Source organism: Streptomyces longwoodensis, from assembly GCF_001514125.1.
GTDB lineage: Bacteria > Actinomycetota > Actinomycetes > Streptomycetales > Streptomycetaceae > Streptomyces > Streptomyces longwoodensis.
This window is the reverse complement of the sequence record NZ_KQ948549.1, coordinates 749,670-763,275: the sequence shown is the minus strand read 5'-3', so window position 1 is coordinate 763,275 and position 13,606 is coordinate 749,670. Positions and strand designations below refer to the sequence as shown.

At 73.2% G+C, this 13,606-nt stretch carries 15 protein-coding genes; 9 read left to right on the top strand and 6 right to left on the bottom strand.

What is annotated here, in order from left to right:
- Positions 1–66 precede the first annotated feature (66 nt).
- From AQJ30_RS03430 to AQJ30_RS03415, 4 genes are all read left to right on the top strand, one after another.
- A complete protein-coding gene (locus tag AQJ30_RS03430; RefSeq protein ID WP_067228365.1) occupies positions 67–378 on the top strand; it encodes a TraR/DksA family transcriptional regulator in 312 nt (103 codons plus the stop codon).
- Between the two features lie 81 nt (positions 379–459).
- Entirely contained in the window at positions 460–831 is a 372-nt protein-coding gene (locus tag AQJ30_RS39095) for a TraR/DksA family transcriptional regulator (protein ID WP_245726784.1), read from the top strand.
- Complete coding sequence (locus tag AQJ30_RS03420; RefSeq protein ID WP_067228362.1) at positions 828–1,646, top strand: rod shape-determining protein; 819 nt, start codon at positions 828–830, stop codon at positions 1,644–1,646. The genes AQJ30_RS39095 and AQJ30_RS03420 overlap by 4 nt, the downstream gene beginning before the upstream one ends.
- 8 nt (positions 1,647–1,654) lie before the next feature.
- Complete coding sequence (locus AQJ30_RS03415) at positions 1,655–2,242, top strand: Rv1733c family protein (RefSeq protein WP_067228360.1); 588 nt, start codon at positions 1,655–1,657, stop codon at positions 2,240–2,242.
- 10 nt (positions 2,243–2,252) lie between these two features.
- Here AQJ30_RS03415 and AQJ30_RS03410 read toward each other — a convergent pair whose 3' ends face one another.
- Both AQJ30_RS03410 and AQJ30_RS03405 read right to left on the bottom strand, forming a co-directional pair.
- Positions 2,253–2,891: an HD domain-containing protein gene (locus tag AQJ30_RS03410; protein WP_067228358.1), complete on the bottom strand. Its 639-nt coding sequence runs from the start codon at positions 2,889–2,891 to the stop codon at positions 2,253–2,255.
- A 220-nt stretch (positions 2,892–3,111) separates the two neighbouring features.
- Complete coding sequence (locus AQJ30_RS03405) at positions 3,112–4,101, bottom strand: GlxA family transcriptional regulator (RefSeq protein ID WP_067228356.1); 990 nt, start codon at positions 4,099–4,101, stop codon at positions 3,112–3,114.
- Between the two features lie 70 nt (positions 4,102–4,171).
- On the opposite strand from AQJ30_RS03405, the gene AQJ30_RS03400 reads away from it, so the two are divergent.
- Complete coding sequence (locus tag AQJ30_RS03400; protein WP_067228354.1) at positions 4,172–4,612, top strand: OsmC family protein; 441 nt, start codon at positions 4,172–4,174, stop codon at positions 4,610–4,612.
- A 55-nt stretch (positions 4,613–4,667) separates the two neighbouring features.
- Entirely contained in the window at positions 4,668–5,597 is a 930-nt protein-coding gene (locus AQJ30_RS03395) for an amidohydrolase family protein (protein ID WP_067228968.1), read from the top strand.
- 54 nt (positions 5,598–5,651) lie between these two features.
- Here the strand turns inward: AQJ30_RS03395 and AQJ30_RS03390 are convergent, their stop codons facing one another.
- The 4 genes from AQJ30_RS03390 to AQJ30_RS03380 form a co-directional block, all read right to left on the bottom strand.
- Positions 5,652–7,364, bottom strand: a complete 1,713-nt coding sequence (locus AQJ30_RS03390; RefSeq protein WP_067228353.1) for a SpoIIE family protein phosphatase — start codon at positions 7,362–7,364, stop codon at positions 5,652–5,654.
- A gap of 184 nt (positions 7,365–7,548) precedes the next feature.
- Positions 7,549–8,220, bottom strand: a complete 672-nt coding sequence (locus AQJ30_RS03385) for a DUF2278 family protein (protein ID WP_067228351.1) — start codon at positions 8,218–8,220, stop codon at positions 7,549–7,551.
- A 179-nt stretch (positions 8,221–8,399) separates the two neighbouring features.
- Entirely contained in the window at positions 8,400–8,546 is a 147-nt protein-coding gene (locus AQJ30_RS38640; RefSeq protein WP_168218056.1) for a hypothetical protein, read from the bottom strand.
- 111 nt (positions 8,547–8,657) lie between these two features.
- Complete coding sequence (locus AQJ30_RS03380; RefSeq protein ID WP_067228349.1) at positions 8,658–9,512, bottom strand: MBL fold metallo-hydrolase; 855 nt, start codon at positions 9,510–9,512, stop codon at positions 8,658–8,660.
- A 289-nt stretch (positions 9,513–9,801) separates the two neighbouring features.
- Here AQJ30_RS03380 and ctaD point away from each other — a divergent pair, with 289 nt between their 5' ends.
- The 3 genes from ctaD (at position 9,802) to AQJ30_RS03365 (ending at position 13,429) form a co-directional block, all read left to right on the top strand.
- The gene (gene ctaD / locus AQJ30_RS03375; RefSeq protein ID WP_067228348.1) at positions 9,802–11,514 is read left to right on the top strand and encodes an aa3-type cytochrome oxidase subunit I; all 1,713 of its coding nucleotides are present in this window, start codon (positions 9,802–9,804) and stop codon (positions 11,512–11,514) included.
- Entirely contained in the window at positions 11,511–11,864 is a 354-nt protein-coding gene (locus tag AQJ30_RS03370; protein ID WP_174867738.1) for a cytochrome C oxidase subunit I, read from the top strand. The genes ctaD and AQJ30_RS03370 overlap by 4 nt, the downstream gene beginning before the upstream one ends.
- 344 nt (positions 11,865–12,208) lie before the next feature.
- Positions 12,209–13,429 (top strand): MFS transporter, encoded by a 1,221-nt coding sequence (locus AQJ30_RS03365; protein ID WP_067228346.1) that lies wholly within the window; start codon positions 12,209–12,211, stop codon positions 13,427–13,429.
- The last annotated feature ends 177 nt before the right edge of the window (positions 13,430–13,606 follow it).

The following is a 13,606-nucleotide window of genomic DNA, read 5'->3' as shown; positions in this document are numbered from 1 at the left end:
CGTGTCCGCCGGGACGCGGCGTGCGGCGACGACGGACGAAGAGAAGCGAAGAGAAGAGGACCGACCATGACGCTCGATGCCACCCGCGCCGAACCCCACCCGCACCACGCCCGGCAGCGCCTCGAACACGCCCGTACCGCGCGCCTGGCGCAGTTGCGGGCCCTCGACGAGGCGGAACCGAACGCCGACGACCACCTGCTGACCGCGCAGCGGACTGCGATGGAGCAGGTGCTCCAGGAGATCGACCTGGCGTTCGCCCGGATCGACGACGGCACGTACGGGACGTGCGCGGGGTGCGCCAGGCCGATCCCCGCGGAGCGGCTGGAGATCCTGCCGTACACCCGCCACTGCGTCGCCTGCCGACGCCTCGCCGCCTGACCGCCCCTTGACCGCCGCCGCACCGGCCGTCTCCGGCCCCTGTCCGACCCCTCCTCCGCCCTGCCCTGAAGGGGTGCAGTGATGATCCACCACACCGTCGACCACCGCTCCACGCACCTGTCGGCCGAGGACCTCGCCGCGCTGCGCGAGAACCTGCACGAGCAGCGCCGGTTCCGCCAGGAGCAACTGGGCCGCCTGGCCCGGCCCGTCACCCCGCGGCCCGGGCCATGGGGCACGGGGCAGGCCGCCGCGCAGGTCGAGGTGCGGGTCGAACTCGCCGCCTCGGCCCGCATGGTCCTCACCGACGTCGAGGCGGCCCTGCGGCGCATGGCCGAGGGCTCCTACGGCGGCTGCCACCTGTGCCGGCGCCCGGTCGAGCGGGAGCGCCTGATGATCGTGCCGCAGGCCCGCTACTGCGCCCGCTGCCAGCAGGTCAAGGAGACGGCCCCGTGACCGGTGACGCGCTCCTCCCCCACCCGGCGGGACGGCACCGACCGTGCTCCACGGGCCGGCGGTGCCGCGGCGTGGCCCTGGACCTGGGCAGTGCCCGCACGCGGGCGTGGATCGCCGGCCGGGGTGTCGTGGTGGACGTGCCCACGGTGGCCTTCGCCGAGGACGGCGCGCTGTACCCGGTGCGGCGGGGTGCCAGCGTCGACGTCGCCGGGTGTGCGCGGATGCTGGGGCGCGCCCTCGGCCACCACCTGCCCCACGGTGCCCGGCCGCTGGTCGTCGTGGCGGCGCCCGCGCTGGACGCCGTGGCCTTCCGGACGCGGGTGCGGGCCGTGGTCGGGGCGCTGGGGGCGGGGAACATGCTGACGGTGCCCGGCGCCCGGGCCGTCGCCCTGGCCGCCGGCGCCGACCTGTCCCGGCCGCTGCTGGTCGTGGACGTGGGCGCGCACCTGATGGAGGTGGTGCTGCTGTGCGAGGGGGCCGTCACCGACGCCCGCCGCGTGGCCCTGGGCACCGGCGACCTCGGCGACACGGTCACGGCGCAGCAGGTCGCCGAGGCGGTGGCCACGATGCTGACGGCGATGCTGCGCCAGGACCGCGGCTCGCTGTGCGCCGAGGCCGTGGGGCGCGGGCTCCTGCTGGCCGGCGGGGGCGCCCTGCGCCCCGAGATCACGTACCGGCTCACCGGGCGGCTGCCCGCACCGGTGCGGATCGTCCCGGCGCCGCACACGGCGGCGGTGCGGGGCGCGGCGAAGCTGCTGGAGGCGGCGCACACCCACCCGTCGGCGGCGGGTCCGGTGCCTCCGGTGGCGCGGTAGGGGGACGGATGTCCGGCGGTACGGTCCTGTTCCGGCGGCTGCGGCGCAATCCCCTGCGCCGCCGCACCGACCTGTTCCGGGCGTGGCTCGGCCTCGGCCTGGTCCTGGCCGCGCTGGCGGCCACGCCCGCCGCCCTGTTCTGGGCCGGTGACACCGCCCACCGCCACTACGCCCGCACCGCGCAGCAGCAGGCGGCCACCCGGCACGACACGCACGCCGTGCTGCTGGAGGACGCCCGCAGGCACCCGGAGCCGGGGTCCGCCGAGGAGCGGAGGACCCGCTACCCGGTCAAGGTCGGCTTCACCGATGCCGGGGGCGTCGCGCGGACGGCCACGACCGACGTCCGGCCCGGGCTGACGAGGGGCAGCACGGTCCACGTCTGGGCGGGCCCGGACGGGGAGCTCACCGGGCCTCCGCTGGACGCCGGCCAGGTCCGCAGCCGGGCGATGGGCTGGGCCGTCCTCGGCGCCCTCGCCGTCCAGGGGGCGGCGGCGGCCGCGTACGGCGTCGCGGCGCGCGTCCTGGAGCGCCGCGACCTCGCCGCGTGGGACGCGGCGTGGAGGGAGACGGCGCCGCGTTGGACGACGTCGCCCTGAGCAGCAGGGCTCACTCGGGCCAGGCCGAGTTCCGGATGACGTCGACGAAGTCGGTCCGGCGGAAGCCCGGGACGAAGTGCTCCAGGACGTCGGCGTTCACCGTGCCGAACGTGGTGTGCGGGCGGTGCCGGAACCCGTCGGTGAACGCCTGGAGGATCTGCCGCTTGAAGTCGGGACGGGGGTGGGCCGCGGTGACCTCGTCGATCCGGTCCCGCGGGATCCTGCCCAGGTGGAGGCCGAGCACGTCCGTCTCCACGCCCGCCGTGGTCGCGGCGATCTCGGGAGCCAGCTTGTAGGGCACCTCGGGGGTGGTGTGCAGGGCGACGGCCGTCCACACGGTGTCGGCGTCGCCCTCGGAGCACCCGTGGTCCAGCAGGAACGCGCGGGCCTGGTCGGCGCCGTCCATCTCGAAGCGCTGGTCGTCGCTGCGGTACGGGGGCACCAGACCGGTGTCGTGGAACAGCGCGGCCACGTACAGCAGTTCGGGGTCCGGGGCGAGGCCCAGCGCCTGCGCCTGGAGGCTGCCGAACAGGTACACACGGCGGGAGTGGTGGAAGATCAGGGGCGGGGTGGTCTCGCGGACCAGCTCGGTCGCGGCCCGCGCCAGTGCGCTGTCCGGAACGGCCACACCGGCGATCTTCTCGCTCATGACGGTCTCCTCGGGGGGTGCTGAACGGCTGCCTTCGGTGCCTCCACCCTCCCGTCGCCGGCCGTCCGGGGCCGCGCCGTGACGGCCAGGAAGCCCACGGAAACGGCCATGGACGCCGGGCGGTGGGCGACCGTCCGACCGTCGGCCCCGAGCGCCGAGCCCCGAGCGCCGCCGAGCGCCGAGCTCCGAACCCCGTGAGCCCCGAGCCGCGACGCGCCGGTCAGCGCGGCGGAGCGGGGGTGCGGGAGCCCGTGCCGGTGGTCGCGAAGCGGTGCTGGTACTTGGTCGGGGAGATGCCGAGGTGACGGGCGAAGGCCCGGCGGAGGCTCTCGTAGCTGGGGAAGCCCGCCCGGGCGGCGGCCTCGGTGGCGTTGTGCCCGGAGTCGAGGAGGGCCTTGGCGATGTCGAAGCGGAGCAGTTCGACGTACTTCATCGGGGTGGTGCCGAGCTCCGCGCGGAACATGCGGGTCAGGTGCCGCGGGCTGACCCGCACGGCCGCGGCCAGGGTGTCCAGGCTGTGCTCCCCCGTCGGGTCCGCCTGGACGGCGTCCTGGACGAGCCGCAGGACGGGGGTGCGCGGGGCCGGGCCCTGCAGTGAGGGCGAGAACTGGGACTGGCCGCCGGGCCGTTGCATGTAGACGACGAGGGACCGGGCGACGCGGCGGGTGAGGTCCGGTCCGTGGTCCTCCTCCAGGAGGGCGAGGGCGAGGTCGATGCCCGCGGTGACGCCGGCGGAGGTGTAGGTCGTGCCGTCCCGGACGAAGAGGGCGTCCGGTTCGACCCGGGCCCGGGGGTGGCGGCGGGCCAGAAGCGCCGTGTGCTGCCAGTGCGTCGTGGCGCGCCTGCCGTCGAGCAGGCCCGCGGCGCCCAGCAGGAAGGCGCCGGTGCAGATGGCCGCGACCCGGCCGGACCGGGCGGCGAGGTCCGCGGTGGCCGCGGTGAGTTCGGGCTCGACGGGCGCCTCGGGCAGCCGGTCGCCCCCCACCACCAGGAGGGTGTCGAAGGCGGGCGCGTCGGCCACGTCGGCGTCGACGGGGACGCGCATGCCGATCGACGAGGACACGGGCTTCCCGCCGATCGAGACGACCGTCAGGCGGTAGTCGGCCCCGTACCGGTTGGCCTCGCTGAAGACTTCTGCGGGGCCGGTGAGGTCCAGCATCTTCAGGCCGTCGAACGCCAGTACGCCGACGCTGTGTGTCCTGGCCGTCATGTGCTCACCCCGCTGTGGTCCGCGCGCTGCCTCAGCTCCCATCTTCCTCCCTGGGCATTACTGTCTCGGCATGACCGACACCTCCCTGCGCTCCGTCACGGTCGAGCGCACCAGCACCGGCCACTTCGTCGCGACGAACGCCCGCGGCGGCACGATCGCCTTCGGCGCCGCCTCCGGACCGGACGCGGAGAGCGAGTTCACCCCGGTCGAGCTGCTGCTCGCCGCGCTCGGGGGCTGCACGGCGGTCGACGTGGACGTGGCCACGAGCCGGCACGCCGAGCCGGACGCGTTCCGCGTGACGGTGACCGGCCACAAGATCTCCGACGAGCTGGGCAACCGGCTCACCGACCTGCGGGTCTCCTTCCACGTGGCGTTCCCCGACGGCGAGGGCGCCGAGCGGGCCCGGGCGATCCTGCCGAGGGCGGTGAAGAGCTCCCACGACCGGCTCTGCACGGTCAGCCGCACGGTGGAGACGGGCACCCCGGTCGCCACGGAGATCGAAGGAGCCTGAACCTCCACGACCGGGGACTGGACCGGCCGCCTCCCCCCGGCCGATCGTGGACGCCATGAGCGATCACCGCGGCGCCCCCGCCGACCAGGCCGGTCCCCTGGGGCCCGGCACCCCCGAAGCCGACGGGGTACGCCGGTTCTGGACCCGGCTCGGGCTGCCCGGCCTGGTCGACGTGCACACGCACTTCATGCCCGACCGCGTGCTGCGCAAGGTCTGGGCCTACTTCGACGCGCTCGGCCCGCTCACCGGCGGCATCGAGTGGCCGATCACCTACCGGGCCGAGGAGGAACAACGGGCGGCGCTGTTGCGGGACTTCGGCGTCCGCGCCTTCACGGCCATGCTGTACCCGCACAAGCCCGGCATGGCCCGCTGGCTGAACGACTGGGCCGTCGACTTCGCCCGCCGCACCCCCGGCTGCCTGCACACCGCCACCCTGTTCCCCGAACCGGACGTGCGGGCGTACGTCGGTGAGGCCGTGGAGGCGGGCGCCCGGGTGTTCAAGGCCCACGTGCAGGTGGGCGCGTACGACCCGGCCGACGACCTCCTCGACGGCGCCTGGGGCCTGCTGGCCGAGGCCGGCGTCCCGGTGGTGATCCACTGCGGCTCCGGGCCGGCCCCCGGCAAGCACACCGGACCCGGGCCGGTCGCCCGCGTCCTGGCCCGCCACCCGCGGCTGCGCCTGATCGTGGCGCACATGGGGATGCCCGAGTACGAGGACTTCCTGGACCTCGCCGAACGGTACGAGCAGGTGCGGCTGGACACGACGATGACGTTCACCGACTTCGCCGACCGGCTGGCCCCGTTCCCCCACCGCGCCCTGCCCCGGCTCGCCGACCTCGCCGACCGCGTCCTGCTCGGCACGGACTTCCCGAACATCCCCTACCCGTACCTCCACCAGCTCCAGGCACTGGAGCGCCTGGACCTGGGCGACGCCTGGCTCCGCGCGGTGTGCCACGACAACGGGGCGCGCCTGTTCGGCGTCTGAGGTGTCGGGCGCCCGGCGGACGGCCGCTGCCTCATGCGCCCGCGCCCCGTCGGCTCACGGGGTGCGCAGGGCCAGGAGGGCCACGTCGTCGTCGTTGCGGGGGGAGCGGACCCGGCGCAGGAGGTGGTCGGTGAAGGCGGGGAGGGGGCGGTGGATCAGGGCCGCGGCGTGCTTGCGGAGGAGCTGCATGCCGGTGTCCAGGGTGCGGCCCGTCGCCTCGATGAGGCCGTCGGTGTAGAGGATCAGGGTCGAGCCGGGCGGGAGGGCCACCGTGGCGTCGGGGCGGCCCTTGCCGACGCCGGTGCCCAGCAGGATGCCGTGGCCGTCCGTGAGGTACGTGGTGACGCCGTCCCGGCTGACCAGCAGGGGCGGCGGGTGGCCGGCGTTCGTCCAGGACAGCCGCCAGGTGCCGTCGTCCGCCTGCTGGAGCCGGCCGTAGATGAGGGTGGCCATCGAGACGTCGGTGATGTGCTGGATCGCTGCGTCCAGGCGCTCGACGATGCGGCTGGGCGGCTCCTGCTGCGCCCAGGCGTAGGCGCGGAGCATGTTGCGCACCTGCGCCATGCCGGCCGCGGCCTCCAGGTCGTGGCCGACGACGTCGCCGATGGCCAGGGCGGTGGACCCGTCGGCCAGCGGGAAGGCGTCGTACCAGTCGCCGCCGACCTGTGAGGCGTCGGGCGCGGGCAGGTAGCGGACCGTCATCTGCAGGTCGGGGACGCCCGGCATCTGGGGCAGCAGGTGGTTCTGCATGGTCTCGGCGACCTTGCGCTGGCGCTGGTAGAGGCGCGCGTTGTCGAGCGCCAGACCGGCCCGCCGGGCGATGTCCTCCAGCAGCGGCAGGTCGTCGGTGGTGAACTCCACCGGGTTCTCGGTCCGGCCCAACGTCAGGGCGCCCAGCACCTCCCGGCTGCTGCGGATCGGGGCGATGGCCGCGGAGTGCATGCCCGTGTGGTCGAACAGGCGCCGCTGCTCGACGGCGATGCCGGAGTCGGGCTCCCGCTGGTAGGTCCGGGGCGCGGCCAGGGTGGAGGCCGCCCCGCGCAGCGCACGGGACAGCGGCATCGGGGACTGCGCCGGCACCGGCGGCATGGGGCCCTTGAGTTCCTCCAGCTCCACCAGGTCGTCGCCCTCGGCGTGGACCACGGTGTGCCGCCACACCTCGTCGCGCTCGGTGATCAGGTCGACGACGACCCAGTCCGCCAGCCGGGGAACGACCAGCTCGACGAGTCTGCGCACGGCCTCGTCCACGTCGAGGGTGGAGGTCAGCCGGCCGGTGGTCTCGGCCAGCAGCGCCAGCCGCTCCAGTTCCGACAGCGCTATGGTCCGCGGCCCGTCGGGTCCGCTCTCCTCGGCCGGTGAATCCGCGGTGTGGAAGACGACGAGCGTGGCCGACCCCTCGCCCCCGATGTCGTACGGCGTGATCATCCAGGACACCGGCAGCACGGTGCCGTCGCCGGCCAGGAAGTAGGAGTGCCGGGCCTGCGCCGCGCGCCCGGCGTGGAACGCCTTCCGCATCGCGCACTGGCTGTGCGGCAGCGGGTGGCCGTGGGCGTCGCAGTGCAGCAGGTCGTGCGCGTCGTGGCCGAGGAGTTCCGCCGCGGACCGGCCGAGGAGCCCCTCCGCGGCCGCGTTGACCGCCAGGATGCAGCCCAGCTCGTCCACCACGTACGCGCCCGACCGGATCGCGTCCAGGGCACGGGTGAGACCGGCGGGCAGCACGGAGCCGCCCGACGGCGGGGCGGTCTCGGTTCCCTCCGGGCCTGACATGGCTCGGCCTCCTCCTGTCTCCGGCCGGCGCACCCGGCCCACTGCCGGGGGAGGTCGCCGTGCCGTTCCTCGCTCGTCGTCCGGCCGCTGCCGAAACCGAACGCTGACGGGTTCCCCGTTTGCGCCCGGACAACGCGTGGGGCAGCGGTGACCCGGGGGACGGCCGTCACGGGGACCGACCCTCTCAGGCGAGCGGGTGTCCCGCGCCGTCCGTGTGACCGGCCTGGCTGGAGAACCTGGTGAGGAAGACGTCGTAGCGGCCGTCGGGACGGTGGGTGACGATCGCGCCATCCTGCCAGACGCCGTTCTCCGGCCACCACTGGGAGCCCGCCGGGTCCCCCTGGTTCTGGTGCACGTTGTGCAGGCCGACGTCGCCGCGGGGCCGGTTGTCGAACGGCTCCCCGAAGACCAGGATGCGCTGCCCGAGGACGAGGACGCCCTCCAGCGCGGTCGCCGCGTCGAGGTTGCTGCCCGCGTGCCAGGGCCGGGAGCCGAACAGGTCGAGCAGGTCGGTCAGCCAGGACGGCGGGCGCCGCTCGAACAGGACGCCGGAGTGGTCCACCAGCGCCGGGTGGCGCAGGAGGTCGAGGGCGCCGGAGTCCGGCCCGCGGTCCAGTTCGTGGTAGCCCGGGGGCAGGGACACGGCCGGTTCGAGGGCGGCGGCGTCCAGGGTGAACGTCTTGAAGCGCACGCCCACGGCGGACTGGTGGCTGTCGACGTCGACGGCACAGTGGTAGCGGCCGTCGGGCGCGTCCACCTCCAGCTTCACGTGGAACCAGCGGCCCTGGTCGTCGGGCTCGTCGCGGCGGTGTCCGTACAGGGTCCCCGCGAGCACGCCGTAGTGGTCGAAAGGCATGGCGCCAGTGAACCACCGCGGCCACGCGGCGTCGCGCGGTGGTGACGGACCGTACGGGTCAGGCGGGGCCGAGACCGACGCCACCGACGCCGAGGGCGCCTGATCGTCGGGGAGCGGCGGTCCGGACGCGGAGCGGGGTGCCGCCGCGCGGTGGGACCGGCGGCGGCACCCCGTTCACGTCAGCGGCGGGTGCGCAGCTTGCCCAGGAGCTGCTGGGCCTGGGCGCGGCGGCGCGGGTCGGCCGCGGTACGGCGTACCTGGTCGATCGTGCGCCGCCCCTGCGGGCTCTTCGCGAAGCGCTTGATCCTTTCGAGCACTGCGGACACGCGTCACTCCTTCCCCTCTGGGACACCCGGCTTCGCGCCGGGCGCCGTGGGGTCCTGGTACCCGGAGACGGCCGGTCCAGCCCTGCCAGGTGGTCGGTCGGCGGCCGCTGCTCACGCCATGGCGACCGCCCCGTCGGCCACCGTCAGGCGGGCCCGGCCGCCGTGCGGGCAGTGCACGATCCGGTCGCCGAGCCCCAGCCGCTCCGCCTCGGCCAGGAAGTCCGACAGCGGCGACCGCATCACCGTGTAGTCGTGGTAGTGGACGGGCAGCACGGCCCGGGGAGCCAGCCGGCGGGACAGCTCCGCGCCCTGCGCCCCGTCCATGGTGACGAGGAACCCGCCCGGCAGGGTGGTGCCGCCCAGGTGCAGCACGGCCAGGTCGGCGGCCGGGAAGCGCCGGGCGATCTCGTCGAGCCCGTCGTGGACGAGTGTGTCGCCCGAAAGGTACAGCCGCAGCCGGGGCGGCCGGCCCACCGAGCCGAACTCCAGCATGCTGCCCATGACCGGCGGCAGCAGCCCGCGCAGCACCCGCTGGCCGGCGTGCCGCCCGGGCAGGGCCGTGATCCGGGCCTGGACACCGCCGTGCTCCAGGGTCAGGCCCTGCCAGGTCCGCAGGCCGGCCGTGCGCGCGAAGCCCTGGAACACCTTGAGGCGGCGCGCGGCGTGCGGCGTCGTCACGACCGGGGTCGCGTGGTCGAGGTGCCGGCGGGCCTGCCGGTCCCAGTGGTCGCCGTGCAGGTGGGACAGCACGATCCCGTCGAGGCGGGGCAGGTCCTGGGGCGCGAGGGCCGGCTCGGTCAGGCGCCGGCTCACCAGGCCGTAGCCGAGGTGGGCGTACTGGCCGCGGTGCAGGAAGTTGGGGTCGGTGAGCAGGGTCAGCGGACCGTAGCGCAGCAGGACGGTCGCGTTGCCGATGAAGTGGACGTCGAGCCCGTCGTCCGCGGGACCGACCGGGGTTCCTGACATGGTCGCCCGCCCTTCGCTGGTCGCAGGGTCGGGGGGCCCGGGTCCGCGGCGCGGGCGAGCGGGCGCCCCTGGTGCGGGCCGGGGTACCCGGACCGGGGCGGGTCAGTCCTCGCGGGGGCCGGTCCGACGGGCCGCCAGGGGCACCGGGTAGGCCACTCGGGTGACCGCCTCAGCCGATCGGCCGCGTGTCGAACGCTGCGGGAGTCGGCCGTCGTTGCACATCGCGAAGATGGCCAGTGACCGGCGCCATGGCGCCGGCATACCGCGAGCACCGAAAGACACACGACCTGTGAGCATTCTCAACGACCCGCACGGGCCGGCCCCCGCCACCTACGAGAGCGAGCTGCCGGTCAAGGCCCGCAAGCCCGGCAGCGTGGTGGTGAAGTGGCTGACCACCACCGACCACAAGACCATCGGGACGCTCTACCTCACCACGTCGTTCGCGTTCTTCCTGCTGGGTGGCGTGCTGGCGCTGGTCATGCGCGCCGAGCTGGCGCGGCCGGGCATCCAGATCATCTCGAACGAGCAGTACAACCAGGCGTTCACGATGCACGGCACGATCATGCTGCTGATGTTCGCGACGCCGCTGTTCGCCGGCTTCACCAACTGGATCATGCCGCTGCAGATCGGCGCGCCCGACGTGGCGTTCCCGCGGCTGAACATGTTCGCCTACTGGCTCTACCTGTTCGGCTCGCTCATCGCGGTCGGCGGGTTCCTGACCCCGAACGGTGCGGCCGACTTCGGCTGGTTCGCCTACTCGCCCCTGTCGAGCGCCGAGCGCACGGTGGGCGTCGGGGGCGACCTGTGGGTGATGGGCCTGGCCTTCTCGGGCTTCGGGACGATCCTCGGCGCGGTCAACTTCATCACCACGATCATCTGCATGCGCGCACCCGGCATGACGATGTTCCGGATGCCGATCTTCACCTGGAACGTCCTGCTGACGGCCGTGCTGGTGCTGCTGGCCTTCCCGGTCCTGGCGGCCGCGCTGTTCGCCCTGATGGCGGACCGGAAGTTCGGGGCGCACATCTACGACGCGGCCAACGGCGGCCCGTTGCTGTGGCAGCACCTGTTCTGGTTCTTCGGCCATCCGGAGGTGTACATCATCGCCCTCCCGTTCTTCGGCATCGTCACCGAGATCATCCCGGTCTTCTCCCGCAAGCCGATCTTCGGCTACATGGGCCTGGTGGCGGCCACCATCGCGATCGCCGGCCTGTCGGTCACCGTGTGGGCGCACCACATGTACGTCACCGGCGGCGTGTTGCTGCCGTTCTTCTCCTTCATGACGTTCCTCATCGCGGTGCCCACCGGGGTGAAGTTCTTCAACTGGATCGGCACGATGTGGAAGGGCTCGCTGTCCTTCGAGACGCCGATGCTGTGGGTCGCGGGCTTCCTGGTGACGTTCCTCTTCGGCGGTCTGACCGGTGTCATCCTGGCCTCGCCGCCGATGGACTTCCACGTGTCGGACTCCTACTTCGTGGTGGCGCACTTCCACTACGTCGTCTTCGGCACGGTCGTCTTCGCGATGTTCGCGGGCTTCCACTTCTGGTGGCCGAAGTTCACCGGCAAGCTGCTCGACGAGCGCCTGGGGAAGATCACGTTCTGGACGCTGTTCGTCGGCTTCCACGGCACGTTCCTGGTGCAGCACTGGCTGGGCGCCGAGGGCATGCCGCGCCGGTACGCCGACTACCTGGCGGCCGACGGCTTCACCACGCTCAACACGATCTCGACGATCGCCTCCTTCCTGCTCGGCCTGTCGATGCTCCCGTTCCTCTACAACGTGTGGAAGACGGCCAAGTACGGCAAGCCGGTCGGCGTCGACGACCCCTGGGGCTACGGCCGCTCGCTGGAGTGGGCGACCTCCTGCCCGCCGCCGCGGCACAACTTCGCCACCCTGCCGCGCATCCGCAGCGAGTCCCCGGCGTTCGACCTGCACCACCCCGACATCGCGATGGCCGAGGCCGCGGCGCACGGACCCCGGCAGGCCGACACGAGGACGCCGTGAACGGCCTGCCGGGACAGGCGGCCGACAGCCAGCCGGGCGACCTCGCCAACGAGGTCGAGGGGTACCTCCTGTGGCAGGCCCGGGTGGCGGAGGCCGAGACCCGCGCCCGGGCCTTCGCCGAGCAGCTCGACTGGCTGACGACCGGCCAGCGGGAGCAGATCGAACAGCACTACGTGACCGACAGCCTCCAGCGGGCCCGGGACGACCTGGAGCGCGTCGTGGCCCGGTGCCACTCGCTGCGGGCCGAGTACGAGCACCGGTACCGCACGCTGCGGCGGCGCTGTGTCGCCTGGGTACTGGCGGTCTGTGCCGGCCTGACCACGGTGACGGGTCTCTACCTGCTGCTGTGACCCGCGCGGGCGGCCCGACGGCGAGCCGGTTCCTCGATCACTTCAGCAGGTCGACCACCAGCTCGCTGTTTGTCATCGCAGCAGACTAATCCGTTTTCCCCTTCTCTTTGCCAGGAAGCGCACTTCACAGGTGGGAAATATTCCACTGTGATCGGCATCACATGTGAGTTTTCTGGACACGGCACCGGCACGCCGATTCGATGGACCCCGCGAGGCCGACGATCTCGGCCTCGGATTACGGGGGCAATACCCGAATCTTGTCGTTGGCAATGGCGCTGAACGAGAGGTAGGGGCGTGCCAGAGATCCTGACGTGCGCAAAAGAAAAAACCAGTACGGCGGACGCATGCTGAGCCGACTGCTTCCACCGAAGGGACCCGCTCGGCTCCTCTCCGGCATCACACTGGTGCACACCCTGGGTCAGGGCCTGTGGATGGCGCTCAACGCCATCTACGCCATGACCGTCCTGCACCTGACACCCGGTCAGTTCAGCGTCGGCGTGGGCGTGGCCGCAGGCGTGGCGTTAGCCGTGAGCACACCGACCGGACACCTGGCCGACCGCCTCGGCCCCCGCTCGGTGCAGATCTGGTCGTTCCTCGCCCTCGGGCCGCTCACCGCCGCCCTCCTCGCCGTGCACGGCTTTGGCATGTACCTGCTGGTGGTGTCCGTGCAGGCCCTGGCGTACAGCGCCAGCCGCAGCGCCCGCATGGCCGTGGTGGCCGGCCTCGTCCCGCCCGAGCAGCGCGTCGCCGTGCGCGCCCACCTGCGTGCCACCAGCAACGTCAGCGTCTCCCTCGGCGCCGTCCTCGCAGGCGTCCTGCTCGCCGTGGACTCCGGCCCGGCCTACCGGGCCGCCGTCGTCTTCAACGCCTCCACGTACCTGCTGACCGGCCTGTTGTCGTTGCTGCTCCCGGTCGTCGAGCCGCAACCGGCCCGCAGCGGACCCGCCCTGATCGTGCTGCGGGACCGGCCGTACCTGACGTTCGTGGTCCTGGACGGTCTGCTGTCCATGCACAACGTGCTGCTCGAGGTCGTCCTGCCGATCTGGGTGCTGCACCACACGGCCGCACCCCGCTGGATGATCGCCGCGATCCTGATCACCAACACCGTGGCCGTGGTCCTGTTGCAGGTGAGGGCGGCGCGCGGCACCGACGAGCCCTCCTCGGCGGCCCGGGCCTCCCGCTCGGGCGCCCTGTGCCTGGCACTGGCCTGCGGGGTCTTCGCCTTCAGCGGCCGGCCCTCCTTGTTGCTCGCCTCGGTCCTGCTGATCGCCGGCGCCCTGGCCCACGTCCTCGGCGAGATCCGGCAGTCCGCGGGCAGCTGGGGCATGTCGTTCGGACTGGCCCCCGACCATGCGCAGGGCCAGTACCAGGGCACCTACGCGATGGGCTCCGACCTGGGCAAGCTGATCGCTCCCGCGCTGCTGACCTGGCTCGCCGTCGAGCACGGCACGCTCGGCTGGCTCGTGATGGCCGCGGGCTTCGCCCTGGTGGGGGCCGCCATGCCGGCCGTCGCCGCGTGGGCCGTACGCGGCAGGCGCCTCGAGCCGGGACCCGTGGCCGTCTGAGCGTGCAGTTGTTCCCGTGATCAGTGCTGCTCGTATTCAGCGGCCGACGGGATGGATGTACCCGGGAATCAGCATTCGTGCGGGCGGCGTGAATACGCATGCCCTCGTCGCTAGATAATTCGCCGCGCCGATCTTCCATCATCACGGAAAAGGACGGGGCGAAAGTCCCTGGACATC